This is a genomic window from Streptomyces sp. NPDC040405 (genome assembly GCF_055595765.1).
Window position 1 is genome coordinate 952,308 of record NZ_JBVIVI010000003.1, and the last position, 15,693, is coordinate 968,000.

At 71.8% G+C, this 15,693-nt stretch carries 10 protein-coding genes; 5 read left to right on the top strand and 5 right to left on the bottom strand.

Features of this window, described 5'->3' with window-relative positions; translation table 11 throughout:
- Window positions 1-1,173, bottom strand: coding sequence for a CapA family protein (locus ACZ59A_RS17785; RefSeq protein WP_470959629.1), 1,173 nt, complete (start codon window positions 1,171-1,173; stop codon window positions 1-3).
- A 179-nt stretch (window positions 1,174-1,352) separates the two neighbouring features.
- Here ACZ59A_RS17785 and ACZ59A_RS17790 point away from each other — a divergent pair, with 179 nt between their 5' ends.
- The 3 genes from ACZ59A_RS17790 to ACZ59A_RS17800 all read left to right on the top strand — a co-directional run bounded on the left by ACZ59A_RS17790 (window position 1,353) and on the right by ACZ59A_RS17800 (window position 2,056).
- Entirely contained in the window at window positions 1,353-1,529 is a 177-nt protein-coding gene (locus ACZ59A_RS17790) for a hypothetical protein (RefSeq protein ID WP_470959630.1), read from the top strand.
- Window positions 1,529-1,699, top strand: a complete 171-nt coding sequence (locus ACZ59A_RS17795; RefSeq protein WP_470959711.1) for a class I SAM-dependent methyltransferase — start codon at window positions 1,529-1,531, stop codon at window positions 1,697-1,699. Before ACZ59A_RS17790 ends, ACZ59A_RS17795 begins: the two co-directional genes overlap by 1 nt.
- Before the next feature lie 75 nt (window positions 1,700-1,774).
- Entirely contained in the window at window positions 1,775-2,056 is a 282-nt protein-coding gene (locus ACZ59A_RS17800; RefSeq protein ID WP_470959631.1) for a hypothetical protein, read from the top strand.
- Here ACZ59A_RS17800 and ACZ59A_RS17805 read toward each other — a convergent pair.
- From ACZ59A_RS17805 to ACZ59A_RS17820, 4 genes are all read right to left on the bottom strand, one after another.
- Window positions 2,025-3,902, bottom strand: a complete 1,878-nt coding sequence (locus tag ACZ59A_RS17805; protein WP_470959633.1) for a Xaa-Pro dipeptidyl-peptidase — start codon at window positions 3,900-3,902, stop codon at window positions 2,025-2,027. The genes ACZ59A_RS17800 and ACZ59A_RS17805 overlap by 32 nt on opposite strands.
- A 120-nt stretch (window positions 3,903-4,022) precedes the next feature.
- Window positions 4,023-4,346 carry a DUF5988 family protein gene (locus ACZ59A_RS17810; RefSeq protein ID WP_470959635.1) on the bottom strand — a complete coding sequence of 108 codons (324 nt, stop codon included), beginning with the start codon at window positions 4,344-4,346 and terminating at the stop codon, window positions 4,023-4,025.
- Window positions 4,315-5,055 carry an AfsR/SARP family transcriptional regulator gene (locus tag ACZ59A_RS17815; RefSeq protein ID WP_470959637.1) on the bottom strand — a complete coding sequence of 247 codons (741 nt, stop codon included), beginning with the start codon at window positions 5,053-5,055 and terminating at the stop codon, window positions 4,315-4,317. The genes ACZ59A_RS17810 and ACZ59A_RS17815 overlap by 32 nt, the downstream gene beginning before the upstream one ends.
- A gap of 657 nt (window positions 5,056-5,712) precedes the next feature.
- Window positions 5,713-6,525, bottom strand: coding sequence for an SAM-dependent methyltransferase (locus ACZ59A_RS17820; protein ID WP_468045885.1), 813 nt, complete (start codon window positions 6,523-6,525; stop codon window positions 5,713-5,715).
- Between the two features lie 244 nt (window positions 6,526-6,769).
- Here ACZ59A_RS17820 and ACZ59A_RS17825 point away from each other — a divergent pair, with 244 nt between their 5' ends.
- A complete protein-coding gene (locus ACZ59A_RS17825; RefSeq protein ID WP_470959639.1) occupies window positions 6,770-14,032 on the top strand; it encodes a type I polyketide synthase in 7,263 nt (2,420 codons plus the stop codon).
- A gap of 42 nt (window positions 14,033-14,074) precedes the next feature.
- Window positions 14,075-15,693, top strand: a 1,619-nt coding sequence (locus tag ACZ59A_RS17830) for a type I polyketide synthase (protein WP_470959641.1), incomplete at its 3' end; no start/stop codon positions are given.

The following is a 15,693-nucleotide window of genomic DNA, read 5'->3' on the forward strand; positions in this document are numbered from 1 at the left end:
TCAGCGGCCCATGCTCAGGCCGTCCTTCTTCGCGCCCCGGCTGAGGACCGCTTCCTGGATGGTGGACAGGGCGTGGGTGTAGTGGCTGTTGCCGGGGCTCTTCTCCAGCGCCCGGGGGAGGTTGACCACGGAGATCGGGTCGTTGTCCACGGCGTGCGGGATGAACTCCGCCTTTGCCACCTCCCACGGCTTGCCCTGGGCGGTGGGCGGGGTGAACGTGAAGCGGGCCGCCGAGCCCATCTGCCCGCGCTCGTCCGGCATCACGCCCGCGACCTGGTCGCCCATGCCGTAGACCACCCAGGTGCCGTTGACCTTCTCGTACGGCTGGGGGACATGGGCGTGGGTGCCGATGATGAGGTCGATGTCGCGGCGGCCGTGACTCCGGGACGCGGTGAGCTTCTTGGCGAGGGACAGCTGGAGCTTGTCCGGCGCCTCCTGCCATTCGGTGCCCCAGTGCGTGGACACCACGACCACATCGGCCCCGGCGCGGCGGGCGGCCCGGGCGTCCTTGATGATGCGATCAGCGTCGATGAGGTTGACGATCCAGGGCTTCCCCTCGGGCACCGGGATGCCGTTGGTGCCGTACGCGTAGGCGAGCTGCGCCACCTTGGCGCCACCGGCCTCCATGACGGCCGGGGTGGTGCTCTCCCGGGCGGAGCGGGCCGATCCGGCGTGCCGGACACCGGCTTTGTCCAGCGCGTCGAGGGTGCGGCTCACGCCCTCCGTCCCGGCGTCCAGTGTGTGGTTGGAGGCCGTGGAGCAGGAGTCGTAGCCGAGCTTGTCGATCGACTCGGCGATCTGGGGCGGGGTCTTGAAAGTGGGGTATCCGGTGAACGGTCCACCGGCCGCGCCGTACACCGTCTCCATGTGGCAGATCGCCAGATCGGCCTGGGCGACCACGGGGGCGGCACCGACCAGCATGCGATGGAAGTCATAGCCCTCACCGCCCGAGTCCGCGCGTGCCTGGCGGATGACGGAGGCGTGGGCGAGGAGATCGCCGGTGGCCACCAGGGTGAACTTCTTCTGGGGCTCGGCACGTGTCACGCCCGCGGTCTCGGAGGGCTTCTGCTCTGCGTGGCCGGTGGCGGGGCCGCCGCCACTGCCGCACGCGGTGGCGGTGGCGAGCAGAGCGGCCGCGAATATCGCGGTTCGGTGGCGTCGGTGAGGGAACACAATTCACTCCGCACTCACGAGGGGCAAATGGGTGGTTTGTCGTATTTATATGCACGACAGAAGATCACCCAGCGGAGCGGTGCCGAGCTTCACCGGAACGGCAGACCGGAAATACCCGAAGAGCCCCCTCGTACGGCAGACGTCCGCGGTCTCGTACGGCAGGTGTCCGTGGTGGCACGATGGGTCCACCGCGCAGCGGAGCGCCCTCCCGCGCGCCCGCGGCGGGACTCTGGGGAGGGGACGCTCCATGCAGACCGGCGAACGCCCCCGAGCGGGAGGCGGTCCGGCTGGGCGTGGCCGCCCGCGCCTGGTTCGCCGAGGACGCCGTGGCGGCCGCGGCGTACGGCAGGTGGTGATGCTGGGGGCCGGGCTGGACACCTACGGATGCCGCGCTCCCCAACAGGCCGCCGGATTACGGGTGTTCGAGGTGGACCACCCCGCCACCCAGGAGTGGAAACGGCGGCGGCGGGCTTCGACGCGGGCCGCCCGGCGTTCTTCGGCTGGCTCGGCGTCGTCCCGTATCTGACCCGGGCGGCGGTGCTCGACACCCTCGGCTTCATCGCGGGCCTGCCCGGCGGCTCCGGAGTGGTGTTCGACTACGGTGAGCCGCCTGGCGCGCTGCCGCCGGGAGCAGCGCGCCGTCCACGAGGCCCGCACCGCCTGGGCCGCCGAGGCGGGCGAGCCCTTTCTCAGCCACTTCACCCCCGAGGAGATCGCCTCACTGGCGGGCGAGGTGGGGCTGGCCGTCGCCGAGGACGTCCGCTACGGCGAGCTGACCGCCCGGTACCGGGACGGCGCGGTGGACACCTCGGCGGGGGCGGACACCTCGGCGGGGGACGCGGGCGCTCATCTCATCCACGTCGTACGGCCAGCGGCACGCTGATACGGCTGGCCGCCAGATCGACGGTCACCTTCGCCCCGGTGGGGTCCTCGAAGTACAGGAAGTCCGCGTCGGTGCCCGCGAGGACGAGGCCGAGCCGGTGGCCGGGCTTGATCTGGTAGTCGTTCGGCAGCGTCCGCCAGGTGATGCGGTAGGACGCCCCCGGGGTCAGCGGTTCGGGCGTGGTCGGCGAATGCCGGTTCTGCGCGTCCATCCAGCCACGGGCGATCACCTCGGAGGGGCCGCGCACCGTCACATTGGCCGTCTCCCGGTAGCACGCGTCGTCCGCGGCGGTGCTCTCACCGTGGCAGGACTCCTCCGTGAGCCCGCGCAGCCCGTCGTGGATGCCGTTCAGCGGATCGTTGCGCGACCAGTCGATCCGTTCGTCCTCGCCGTAGTCGACCAGCAGCGCGGTGAGGTTCGACGTCGGCTTGTCGAGCGTGACCCTCAGGTCCACGGTGGGGGTGCCCGAGAGCCGGGTGCCGGTGCGCAGCGGCGGGGTGAGAAACGCGAGCCTGCCGGGCCGGGGGGTGCCCGGGTCGGCGGTGAGGTCCGCCTCGCTCAGCTTGAGATCGGTGAAGGACCCGGTGCCGGTGGCGGGACGGAGCGCCAGCGAGCCGTCGGGCTTCGGGTGCAGGGACGCCGGGGAGGTGCGGGCGGGCCAGTCGGCCTGGGTGGTCCAGGTGTCCGGACCGGTCTGCAGATCGACCCGTGGCTCGTCCATGATGCCGTTCCGGATGCCGTACAGCCAGTGGTCGAACCACCGGTGCACGGTGTCGACCCAGCGGGCGCGCCGCCCGGGCCAGTCGAACGGGTCGGTGTGGCCGTAGCGTCCGAGCCACAGCTTGCGCGGTACGTCGCGCTCGGCCAGCGGGGCCCACCAGTCGGCGAACTGGTCGATCCGCACGTTGTAGTCGCTGAGGTCGTGGACGGCGAAGACGCTCGCCCGCACCTTGCTCACCTGGGGAGCGGGCGGAGCGAGATAGTCGCGCTCCTTCCAGTGGGCGTTGTAGTTGCCGGTGGCGTCGTCCTCGCCCGCGGCCAGCCGGTCGCGGACCGCCTGGCACTTCTCGGGCGGGTCGGAGTCCAGCGAACCGGCCAGCCAGGGGCCGAACCCGTTCCAGTGCTTGGCGCCGTTCGTCCGGGCGAACTCGTACCAGGAGCTGATCCCGGAGATCGGGACGATCGTCTCCAGCCCCTCCACCCCGGTTCCCGCCACGGCGTTCGCCAGGGTCCCCTCGTAGGAGTGGCCGATCATTCCGGTCTTCCCGCTCGACCAGGTGGCCTTCACCTCGCTGCCGTCGGCCCGGTACGCGGTGGCCCGGCCGCCCAGCCAGTCGATCGCCGAGGTGGCGGCGGCGACATCGGCCTTGCCGCCGATGGTCGGGCAGCCGTCGGATCTGCCGGTGCCGGTCACGTCGACGTCGACGACGGCGTAGCCGCGGGGGACGAAGTAATTGTCGTAGAACAAGGGGTACTTGGACGGGCTGCCATCGGCGGCATAGCCCTTCTTCTCCGCCTCGAAGCCCCGGCCGACCGTGTCGTTGTACGGGCTGGCCAGCATGATGACCGGGACCTTGAGGCCCTGTTCGGTCTCCCGGGGCCGGATGATGTCCACGGCCACGCGGTCCCTGGCGCCGTCGCCGTCGCTGTCGACGCGGGTGGGGACCATGAGGTGTTCCCGGATGGCGTCCTGGTAGGAGAACACCGGCTGGGTACGGCCATGGGCCACGGCGACCGAGGGCCCGGCGGCGGGGCGGGCCGTGGCGGGCCCGGTGGCGAGGGCGGCGAGGGAGGTCGATATCGCGACCGCGACGACCGCGGCCCCTCGCCATCGTGGAATGAGCACGCGGTCCTCCTGGTCGGATGATTCCTGCCGAGCGGATGAGTCGTGGCGCGCCGAGGGGGCGCCGGACCGATGGAGAAGCGGTCCGGCGCCCCCTCGGCGGAGGTTTCCGAGCCCCGGCGGCTACTCGGCGATTTTGGTGCGCATGACCCAGCGGAAGACCGCCGGAACCAGCTCGCCGTCGACCAGTTCGAAATGCTCGTATCCGTTGCGGTGCTGGATTTTGAGCTTCCGGGTGGCAAGGGACGACCGACCGGTCCGATGCGCCCGGGGAAGATCGTCCGGTCCCCCTTCGAGGATGACCTCGATCGGGCCGCCGTCGGGAAAATACGTGCTCTGTTCCGTCACCTGTTCGCCCGTCACCTGTTCACCCCGCCCCTCTTTGATCGGCGATTTGCCGGACTCGGCCGCGCCGTCACGCGGTGACCTGCAGTTCGAGCCGGTCATCCGAGGTGAGGATGGCCCGCTGCATGTCCTGAAGGGCCCGGCACGGTTCGAGTCCGAGTTCCTCGTTGAGCGTCTTCCGGGCCGCCTGATACACATGCAGGGCGTCCGCCCGGCGGCCGCAGCGGTAGAGCGCCAGCATCAGCTGACGATGCAGTGCCTCCCGCAGCGGATGCTCGGTGGTCAGCTGGTACAGATCACTTACCAGCTCGCGATGGCGGCCAAGCATCAGACGTGAATCGGTCAGCATTTCGACACATTCCAGGCGGGCTTCCTTCAGCCAGGTCTGAAATCCCTCGAGAATCGGCCCGTGGCACACGTCGTCCAGTAGCGGGTCGCGCCAGAGGCCGAGCGCGCTTTCGAACCTGTCCGTGGCCTGCTTGTAGCGCCGCTCCCTGAGATGATCACGCCCCTCGCCCACCAGCCGTTCGAAACAGTGGAAGTCGAGATCGTCGGACCCCAGGCGCAGGACGTATCCCGGGGGACGGGTGAGAACCGGGCTTTCGCTCTGGCAGGGCCGGCGCAGGAACTTGCGAATCTGGGAGACATACACATGAAGGCCCGCGATCGCCCGGCGCGGTGGATCCTGCCCCCAGATCTCCGTGATGAGCTGGTCGATCGGCACCACCTGATCCGCGCGGACCAGGAGAACGGTCAACAGGACTTCGATCTTCCGCGCCCTGATGGATAATTTCCGCCCCTCCTCGACCACGCGGAGAGGCCCCATGATCTCATATCGCACTGCTTGTCCCATCCGAGTCGCCGATGCGTGCGGTCGTGGGACGGTCGGCCCCGTTGCCGGAAATTCTCGCGAGATTCTTCCTGCTTTCGTACCCGCCCGGGGGTGGTTCCTGTCTGCTGAAGACGAACGAATGTGCGGGCCCGCGTCGCGTACGTACCACCGAGCCGCCCGCCTGTGGGAAGTGGACCGGCTGTTTGTCTCCGCACGGGGACGGACAGTGCTGCCGGATCCGCTTGCTCACGTCGTTCGCGACTGCCATTATTCACCCCTCTTTATTACGGACCTGCCGGTGCTTCAGGAACCGCGAATCCGCAGTTCACTGCCCATGGCAGGCGCCCTTCATCCTAAGCGATTCCTATGACTACCCGCCTCACCTAGAATCCGGATAGATGCGCACTAGAGGCGCCTGGCGGAAAGGCGTGGATTCCGATTCCAATTGGAAGATCACGGTCCGGATATCCTCGACTCCGAGTGGCATGGTCAGCAAAAGAGAATACGCTGATGGAGTCGGCGGGTTCAAGCGCGCCATGCTGAAACCGGCTTCCTCTCGGGCCCGTTGAGGAGAAGTGGATAATTGCGGGACTTCGAGGCCGGTTGCCCCGTGGAAACCGGCCCCGAAATCCTTGGTCAAAGCTTGTGGGCCACCACGATCGCGCAGCCGGCACTGGGCACCGTGGGCAGCGCCGACTTGGCGGCGTCGAGCACCTCTTGCACGCTGACCCCGTGCCGCTCCTCGAAATCCCGGCGGCACTTCAGGATGCCGTCGATCATGCGGTTAGCGGTGTCCTTGGTGTGCTCGGTGACGTCCGTCAGCTCGTCCAGCAGCAGCCCGGCGTCGCCGATCAGGCCGGGCCAGTCCTCCAGCCGGGTCAGCGAGGTGACCGCGTCGGGATCGTTCTCCGGCTGATAGCTGCCATCGCCCGGCGCGATCACATCCGTCAGCACCAGACGGCCGCCGGGCGCCAGCACCCGGGCGATCTCGCGCAGCGCCGTGGGCCGGTGCATGTGGTTGATGGACTCGAAGGCGAGGACGGCGTCGAATGACGCCTCGCCGAACGGCATCGCCATGGCGTCGGCGTAGTGGAACGACACCCGGTCGGACATGTGCTCGGCGCGCGCGGACTCCGTCGCCTGCTCGACCTGAAGCTCACTGATGGTGATCCCCAGAACACCGGCTCCGGTCGTCGACGCCACCCGCAGCGCGGGCTTGCCGATACCGCAGCCCACATCCAGCACCCGGTCTCCCGGCCCCACCCGCAGCCGTTCGATGAGCAGATCGGTGAAGCGGTCCGTCGCCTCCTGGACCGAGCTGGTGTCGGACGGGCCGTGCCAGTAGCCGAAGTGGAAGTTGTCGTCCCACGCCATCTGCAGCAGCGGTCCGAGCGAACTGTAGTAATCCGACACCTGGCCGCCTGGCGGCGCGGGTGATGGGGATGTCATGGCACTCCTCCTGTGTGCTCGGCGCTCCGGTCGGCTGTCAAGTGGCCACAAGTGGTCACCTGTTGAGCGATGGTCCGGGGTTCCGGTAACGCGTCTCTAAAGTCACCGGCCGCGGGCTTTTGGTGTGCCTTTAGAACCGCGCCCCACGATGGGCCACGTGCTCGCACCGATCATCAATCCGGAGCGGGAGTGCCGCCCATGACCAACGATGTCCCTGCCTCTTCCGAGCGCCGTAAGTGGTGTGATGACTAGCGCCCCGCCCATCCGGCCGCCTCAGCCCGCGGAGCCCATCGCCGTCGTGGGAATGGCCTGCCGACTGCCCCACGCCCCCAGCCCGTCAGCCTTCTGGCAGCTGCTGCAGCAGGGCCGCCACGCCATCACGGCGATGCCCGCCGACCGCCGCCACCCCGGCTCCCCGGCCGACCCGGCGGCTCCGTCCGATTCCGCGGCTCCGGACGGATCGGCCACCGGCTGGTCCGGCGGTTTCCTGGACCGGGTCGACACGTTCGACGCCGCGTTCTTCGGCATCCCGCCGCGCGAAGCGGTGGCCATGGACCCCCAGCAGCGGCTGATGCTGGAACTCGGCTGGGAGGCGTTCGAGGACGCCGGAATCCGTCCCGAGACGCTGAAGGACACCCCCACCGGCGTGTTCATCGGCGCGATCTGGGACGAGTACGCTGCCGTGCTGCGCCGCCACCGGCCCCTCGCGAGCACCCGGCACGCCATGACCGGCGTCCACCGCAGCATCATCGCCAACCGGATCTCGCACGGTTACGGGCTGCGCGGCCCCAGCCTCACCGTCGACACCGCGCAGTCCTCTTCCCTGGTCGCCGTCCACACCGCCTGCGAGAGCCTGCGCCGCCAGGAGTGCACACTCGCGCTCGCGGGGGGCGTCAACCTCATCCTCACCGAGGAGAGCATGGAGGCCGCCGCGGCCGAGTTCGGCGGACTCTCCCCGGACGGCCGCTGCCACACCTTCGACGCCCGCGCCAACGGCTTCGTACGCGGCGAGGGAGGCGGCGCCGTCCTCCTCAAGCCCCTCGCGGCGGCGGTCCGCGACGGCGACCCGGTGTACTGCGTCATCCGCGGCAGCGCCCTCAACAACGACGGTGCCACCGACGGCCTGACCACCCCCGGCCCGGCGGCGCAGGAAGCCGTGGTGCGGCTCGCCCACCAGCGCGCCGGAACCTCGCCCGGCGACGTCCAGTACGTCGAACTGCACGGCACCGGCACACCCGTCGGCGACCCCATCGAGGCCACCGCGCTCGGCGCCGCCCTGGGCGGCGACCGTACGGCGGACAACCCCCTGCCGGTCGGCTCCGCCAAGACCAACGTCGGCCATCTGGAGGGCGCCGCCGGTATCGTCGGACTGCTCAAATGCGCCCTCAGCATCACCCACCGGCAACTCCCGCCCAGCCTTCACTACGCCACCCCCAACCCGCGCATCCCGCTGGCCGGTCTCGGGCTGCGCGTACAGCACGAACTCTCCGCGTGGCCGCGCCCGGACCGGCCGCTGCTCGCCGGGATCAGCTCCTTCGGCATGGGCGGCACCAACTGCCATGTGGTGCTGGCCGAACCGCCCGCCCGCGCGGCGGCCACCCCGCCGCCGTCCCCGGTTCCGCCCGTCGTCCTGTGGCCCCTCTCCGCCAGGACTCCCGGCGCGCTGCGCGCCCAGGCCGCGCGGCTGCGCGACCACCTGGCCGCCCATCCCGGCACCGACCCCGCAGCCATCGGCCACGCGCTGGCCACCACCCGGACCGCCTTCGCCCACCGCGCCGTGCTCCTCGGCGACGGCCACCACCCCGACGAGCTGATGCGCGGGCTCGACGCGCTCACGCAGGGCGTACAGACCGCCGGACTCGTCCGGGGCCGGGCGGCCGGAGGAGGGCTCGCGCTGCTCTTCAGCGGCCAGGGCAGCCAGCGCCCCGGCATGGGCCGCGAACTGTACGCCGCGCACCCCGTCTTCGCCGACGCGCTGGACGAGGTCTGCGGCACCCTCGATCCGCACCTCGAACTGCCCCTGCGCGATGTCATGTTCGCCGAGCCCGGTACGCCGCACGCCGCGTTGCTGGACCGTACGTCGTACACCCAGCCCGCGCTGTTCGCCATCGAAGTCGCCCTGTACCGGCTGGTGACCTCCTGGGGGCCGAAGCCCGACTTCGTGATGGGGCACTCGGTCGGCGAGATCGCCGCGGCACAGGTGGCCGGAGCGCTCTCCCTGCCCGACGCCTGCGCCCTGGTGGCCGCCCGCGGCCGGCTCATGCAGTCGGTCGCGGCGGACGGGGCGATGGCCGCCTGGCAGGCCAACGTGGACGAAGCCACCGAACTCCTCGCGGGGAGGGAGGACCGGATCGGCATCGCCGCCGTCAACGGACCCTCCTCCGTCGTGGTCTCCGGGGACCGGGACACCGTCCACGACATCACCGCCGCCTGGCGGGAGCGCGGCCGCAAGGCGCGTCTGCTGAAGGTCAGCCACGCCTTCCACTCCCCGCACATGGACCGGATGCTCGGCGAACTGCGCGCCGCGGCAGCCGGAATGGCCGTCGCCACACCGGCCATTCCCCTCGTCTCCAATGTGACCGGCAGTGTTGCCACCGCCGAACAGCTCGCCTCCCCGGAGCACTGGGCCCGCCACGCCCGCGACGCGGTGCGCTTCGCGTCCGGAATGCACACCCTCCGCGCGGCGGGCGTCACCACCTTCCTCGAACTCGGACCGGACGCCCAGCTGACCGCCATGGTCCGCGAATGCCTCGCCGAGCGCCCCGGCACCGAGGACGGCCCCGACCGGCCGCGCCCCCTCGCCGTGGCCACCCTGCGACGCGACCGGCCGGAGGTACGCACCTTCGCCACCGCCCTGGCCGGGGCGCACGTACGCGGCGCCGCTCTCGACTGGGAGCGGGTCTTCGGCGGACCCCGCTCGCGGACGGTGAGCCTGCCGACGTACGCCTTCCAGCGGGAGCGCCACTGGCCCGGCGCGGAGCCCACGGCCCTGGTCGCGGACTGCGCGGCCACCGCGTCGCCACCGACCGGGCGGCTGGCGGAGCTGACCGGCGGTGAGCGCGACCGCGCCCTGCTGGACGTGGTGCGCGACGCGGCGGCCGTCGTCCTGGGACACTCCGGCCCGGGCGCCATCGACCCGGCCCTCAGCTTCAAGGAGCTGGGCTTCGACTCCCTCGCCGCCACGGAACTGAGCGAGCGGCTGAGCGAGGCCACCGGCCTGCCCCTGCTGGCCACGCTCACCTTCGACCACCCCACGCCGCTGGCCGTCGCCGCCCATCTGAGGACCCGCACCGACCGGACCCCGGACGCGCCGACGAGCACCCCGGCAGCCCTGCCACCGGCTACCGACGACGATCCCATCGCGGTGGTGGCCATGAGCTGCCGCTACCCCGGCGGGGCCGACACACCGGAGGAGCTGTGGCGGCTGGTGTCCGAGGGAGTGGACGCGATCGGTGAGTTTCCCGGGGACCGTGGCTGGGATCTGGCGGGGCTCTTCGACCCGGACCCGGACCGCCCCGGCACCAGTTATGCCCGTGAGGGCGGGTTCCTGTATGACGCCGCGCGCTTCGATGCCGAGTTCTTCGGCATCAGCCCGCGCGAGGCGCTGGCCACCGACCCGCAGCAGCGGCTGCTGCTGGAGACCGCGTGGGAGGCTATCGAGCGCGCGGGCATCCGCACCGCCGCGCTCCAGGGCAGCTCGACCGGTGTGTTCGTCGGCGTGACGCCCCAGGACTACGGTCCGCGGCTGCACGAGGCGCCGAAGGGGCTCGACGGCCATCTGCTGACCGGCAGCACGCCCAGCGTGGTATCCGGGCGGATCGCCTTCACCTTCGGGCTGGAGGGCCCTGCGGTGACGGTGGACACCGCATGCTCGTCGTCGCTGGTGGCCCTGCATCTGGCCGCCCAGGCGCTGCGACAGCGGGAGTGCCGGATGGCGCTGGCGGGCGGAGTGGCCGTGATGGCCGCCCCGGGCATGTTCACCGGCTTCTCCCGCCAGCGCGGCCTGGCCCCCGACGGCCGGTGCAAGCCGTTCGCGGCGGCGGCGGACGGTACGGGCTGGGGCGAGGGCGCCGGACTGGTGCTGCTGGAGCGGCTGTCGGACGCGCGGCGCGAAGGCCACCCGGTGCTGGCGCTGATCCGGGGCTCCGCGGTGAACCAGGACGGTGCCTCCAACGGACTGACGGCGCCGAACGGGCCGTCGCAGCAGCGGGTGATCCGCCGGGCCCTGGCCGCCGCCCGGCTCGCCCCGTTCGAGGTGGACGCCGTGGAAGCGCACGGTACGGGCACCACGCTGGGTGATCCGATCGAGGCGCAGGCTCTGCTCGCCACGTACGGACAGCAGCGGCCCGCGGACCGGCCCCTGTGGCTCGGATCCATGAAGTCGAACATCGGCCACGCCCAGGCGGCGGCGGGCGTGGCGGGCGTCATCAAGATGGTGATGGCCATGCGGCACGGGCAGCTGCCCGCCACCCTGCACATCGACGAGCCGAGCCCGCACGTCGACTGGGACAGCGGCAACGTGCGCCTGCTCACCGAACCGGTCGCGTGGCCGCGCGGCGAACATCCCCGCCGCGCGGGCGTCTCCTCCTTCGGCATCAGCGGAACCAACGCCCATCTGATTCTGGAACAGGCCCCCTCGGTCACCGCGACCGGCGCCGCCCGGCACGAGGACGGGCCCACGCCCTGGGTGCTGTCGGCGCGTAGCGCGGAGGCGCTGCGCGGACAGGCCCGTGCGCTGGCCACCGCGCTGGACACCGGTTCCGCCGCGTCCGCCGTCGAGGTGGGCTGGTCGCTGGTCACCACGCGGTCGGTGTTCGCACACCGGGCGGTGGTGGTCGGTGAGGACCGCGACACCCTGACCGCGGCGGCCCGGGCGCTGGCGGCCGGTGACGGTCACCCGGCCCTCGTGGGCCCCGGCGCGGCACCGCCCGGAGCGGCGGCGGGCGGCCCGGGACCGGTGCTGGTGTTCCCGGGGCAGGGATCGCAGTGGCAGGGGATGGGCGCCGAACTCCTCGACACCTCACCGGTGTTCGCGGCACGGGTGGCCGCGTGCGAGCGAGCGCTGACGCCGTACGTCGACTGGTCGCTGACGGATGTGCTGCGTGGCACCGAGGGCGCGGCCGATCTCCGCCGGGTCGATGTGGTGCAGCCCGTGCTGTGGGCCGTGATGGTCTCGCTGGCCGCGGTGTGGGCGGAGCACGGAGTGCGCCCGGCCGCCGTCGTGGGCCACAGCCAGGGCGAGATCGCGGCGGCCGTGGTGGCGGGGGCGCTGTCGTTGGAGGACGGCGCGAGGGTGGTCGCCCTGCGCAGCCGGGCGCTGTGCCGACTCGCCGGTGGCGGTGCCATGGCCTCGCTGGGACTGGGCCGGGAGCAGGTGGCCGACCTGCTGGCCGAGCTGGGCGACCGGGCCGCCGAGGTCGTGGTGGCGGTCGTCAACGGGCCCGGATCCACGGTGGTGTCCGGACCGCCCGGGCAAGTGGCCGCCGTGGTGGCCGCATGTCAGGAGCGAGCGGAGCGCGCACGGCTGATCGAGGTGGACTACGCCTCCCACAGCCCCCAGGTCGACGAGATCGCGCAGGAGCTGACCCACCTGCTGCACGGCATCCCTGGGGCCGCGTCCGCGGACACCGGTGTGGCGTTCTACTCGACGGTGACCGGCGGCCGGATCGCCGCCGGCGCTCTGGACACGGCGTACTGGGTGCGCAACCTGAGGGAGCAGGTGCGGTTCGCCGACGCGGTCGACGCGCTCCTGGCCGCCGGCCACCGCGTGTTCATCGAGGCCAGCACCCATCCGGTGCTGACCATGGGGATGCGGGAGTGCTTCGAGGAGGCGGACGCCGCCGCCGTCGCCCTGCCGACGCTGCGGCGTGACCACGGCGGCCGGGCGCAGCTGATGCGCTCGCTGGGGCAGGCGTTCACCGCCGGGGTCGAGGTCGACTGGACCGCCCTGTTCCCGGCCGACCCGCCACCCCGTACGGTCGACCTGCCCACCTACGCGTTCCAGCGCGAACGGTACTGGCTGGACGCCGCCACCTCGCGCGGCGGCGACCCCGCCGACCTCGGCCTCACCTCGGCAGAACACCCCCTGCTGGGCGCCGCCGTGGAACTCGCCGACGGCAGCGGCCTGATGCTGACCGGGCGCGTCTCCCCGCAAGCACACCCCTGGCTGGGCGAGCACGTGGTGGGCGGCGTGCCGCTGGTGCCGGGCGCCGCGCTGGTGGAATGGGCGCTGCGGGCGGGCGACGAGGCCGGTTGCGGTGAGCTCGAAGAGCTGACGTTCCGGGCCCCGTTGGCGCTGCCCGCCACGGGTGGCCTCCGCGTACAGGTGGCGGTCGGCGCCCCCGCCGACGACGGGCGGCGTGACGTCCGTGTGTACGCCCGGCCGGACGCCACGCCTGTCGCGTGGACGTGCTACGCCACCGGCTTACTGCGCCCGTCCGCACCGGAGGAGCAGCGGGCCGAGCCCGGGGCATGGCCCCCGGCCGGTGCGCTGCCGGTGGCGACGGACGGGCTGTACGAACGGATCGCGGCCTCGGGCTACGCGTACGGCCCGGCCTTCCAGGGTGTGCGCGCGATGTGGCGTGACGGCGCGGACGTACTGGCCGAGGTGGAGCTGCCGGAGACGGCCGGGGAGCCGGGCGGGTACGGGATCCACCCGGCCCTGCTGGACGCGGTCCTGCAACCGGCCCTGGCGCCCGACGAGGAACCGGCCGACGGCCTCCTGCGGTTGCCGTTCACGATGAGCGGCGTGACGCTCTGGGCGGCCGACGCGACCACCGTACGCGTCCGGCTGTCACCCCACCGGCAGGACGCGGACGGCGAGCGCGCGATGCGGGTGGCCGTGTCCGATGCCGCGGGCGCACCCGTGCTCACCATCGACGCGCTCGTGCTGCGTCCGGCCACCCCCGAGCAGCTGCGGCCCTCGGACGGCCAGGGCGGCAACGGTGTACTCAGCGAAGGTGTACGCGGCGACGGTGTACGCGGCGACGGTGTACGCGGCGACGGTGTACGCGGCGACGGTGTACGCGGCGACGGTGTACGCGGCGACGGTGTACGCGGCGTCCCGCAACGGCGGCGCACCGCGGCCGCCACTGTCGGTGCGCGGTCGGCCGACTGGGCCGCACGGCTGAGGGGACTGTCCGCGGCCGAACGCCAGCGGGCGGTGCTCCACCTGGTCCGCCAGCACGCCGCCACCGTGCTGGGACACACCGATCCCGACGCGGTGCACGGGGAAGTCAGCTTCAAGGAGCTGGGCTTCGAGTCCCTGACCGCCGTCGAGCTGCGCGACCGCCTCGCGGCGGCCACGGGGTTGCGGCTGCCCGCGGCCCTCATCTTCCGCTACCCCACCCCGGAGGGCATCGCGCGCCATCTGGTGCAGCGGCTTTCTCCCGAAGGAAAGGTCCCGACGCAGAAGACGACGGATGCGATGAATGTTGCGGAAAGGCTGGAGTCCGCGTCCGCGGATCAGGTTCTTGACTTTATTGACAACGAGCTTGGTGTGTCCTGAATGTACCGGGCGCGACAATCGCTGAAGGCCGGGTGACCCCTAGTGGCGAACGAAGAGAAGCTGGTCGAGTATCTCAAGCGGGTCTCCGCTGATCTGCACGATACGCGGCAGCGTTTGCGTGCGGCGGAGGAGCGCGCCCAGGAACCGGTGGCAGTGGTGGGGATGGCCTGCCGCTTCCCGGGCGGGGTGACCTCGCCCGAGGAATTGTGGGATCTGCTCGGCGCGGGTGTGGACGCGATCGGGGAATTCCCCACGGACCGTGGCTGGGATCTGGACAACATCTACCACCCCGATCCGGAGCATTACGGCACGAGCTGCGTCCGCCAAGGTGGATTCGTCGAGGCCGACCAATTCGACGCCGCGTTCTTCGGGATCAGCCCGAGGGAGGCACTGGCGATGGACCCGCAGCAGCGGCTGGTGCTGGAAATCGCCTGGGAGGCGCTGGAACGGGCCGGAATCGACCCCGCCACCCTGAAAGGCACCCGCACCGGCGTCTACACGGGAGTGTCCAGCCAGGACTATCTGGCCCGGGCCCCGCGGATTCCCGAGGGCTTCGAGGGCTACGCCACCACGGGCACCCTCACCAGCGTGATCTCGGGTCGGGTGGCCTACACGTTCGGTCTGCAGGGACCGGCGGTGACCGTGGACACCGCGTGTTCCGCCTCGCTCGTGGCCATCCACCTCGCCTGCCAGGCGCTGCGCCAGGGCGAATGCACCCTAGCGCTGGGCGGCGGCGTCACCTCGCTCGCCACGCCCCTCATGTTCACCGAGTTCACCCGGCAGCGGGCGCTGGCCCCGGACGGCCGCTGCAAGTCCTTCGCGGCCGACGCGGACGGCACCGGCTTCTCCGAGGGCGTCGGCCTGATGGTGCTGGAACGGCTGTCGGACGCGCGGCGCAACGGCCACCGGGTGCTCGCGGTGATCCGGGGCTCGGCCGTCAACCAGGACGGTGCCTCCAACGGCCTGACCGCGCCCAACGACGTCGCCCAGGAACACGTCATCGGCCAGGCGCTGGCCAGCGCCCAGCTGTCGCCGGGCGATGTGGACGTGGTGGAGGCCCACGGCACCGGTACGAAGCTGGGCGACCCGATCGAGGCCGAAGCGCTGATCGCCACGTACGGCCAGGACCGCCCCGCCGAACGGCCCCTGCTGCTGGGCTCCCTGAAGTCCCACATCGGGCACACCCACGCGGCTGCCGGTGTGGCGGGCCTCATCAAGATGGTGATGGCCCTGCGGCACCCGGTCCTGCCCGCCAATCTGCACCTGGACGAGCCGACCCCGCATGTGGACTGGGACGACAGCGGAGTACGGCTGCTCACCGAGCCGACCGCCTGGCCCGCACTGGACCGGCCCCGCCGGGCGGCGGTGTCCGCATTCGGGATCTCCGGCACCAATGCGCACGCGATTCTGGAACAGGCCACGGAGGCGCCCGAGCACAGCGCGCCGGAGCCGGTGGACGGTGTGGTGCCCTGGGCGCTGTCGGCCCGGAGCGCGGAGGCGCTACGAGGCCAGGCGGCCGCGTTGGCGGCGCGAGTGGCCGACGCGGAGATGGCGCCCTCCGACGTGGGCTGGTCGTTGGTGACGACGCGGTCGGTGTTCGAGCATCGTGCGGTGGTGGTGGGTGAGAACCGCGCGGAGCTGGTAGCGGCGGTCGAGGCGCT

Excerpts from the sequence above, each read along its gene's own strand:
- ACZ59A_RS17825 (WP_470959639.1), top strand. The coding sequence starts at position 6,770 with ATGACTAGCGCCCCGCCCATCCGGCCGCCTCAGCCCGCGGAGCCCATC.
- ACZ59A_RS17810 (WP_470959635.1), bottom strand. The coding sequence starts at position 4,346 with ATGACCGGCTCGAACTGCAGGTCACCGCGTGACGGCGCGGCCGAGTCC.
- ACZ59A_RS17790 (WP_470959630.1), top strand. The coding sequence starts at position 1,353 with ATGGGTCCACCGCGCAGCGGAGCGCCCTCCCGCGCGCCCGCGGCGGGA.
- ACZ59A_RS17795 (WP_470959711.1), top strand. The coding sequence starts at position 1,529 with ATGCTGGGGGCCGGGCTGGACACCTACGGATGCCGCGCTCCCCAACAG.
- ACZ59A_RS17820 (WP_468045885.1), bottom strand. The coding sequence starts at position 6,525 with ATGACATCCCCATCACCCGCGCCGCCAGGCGGCCAGGTGTCGGATTAC.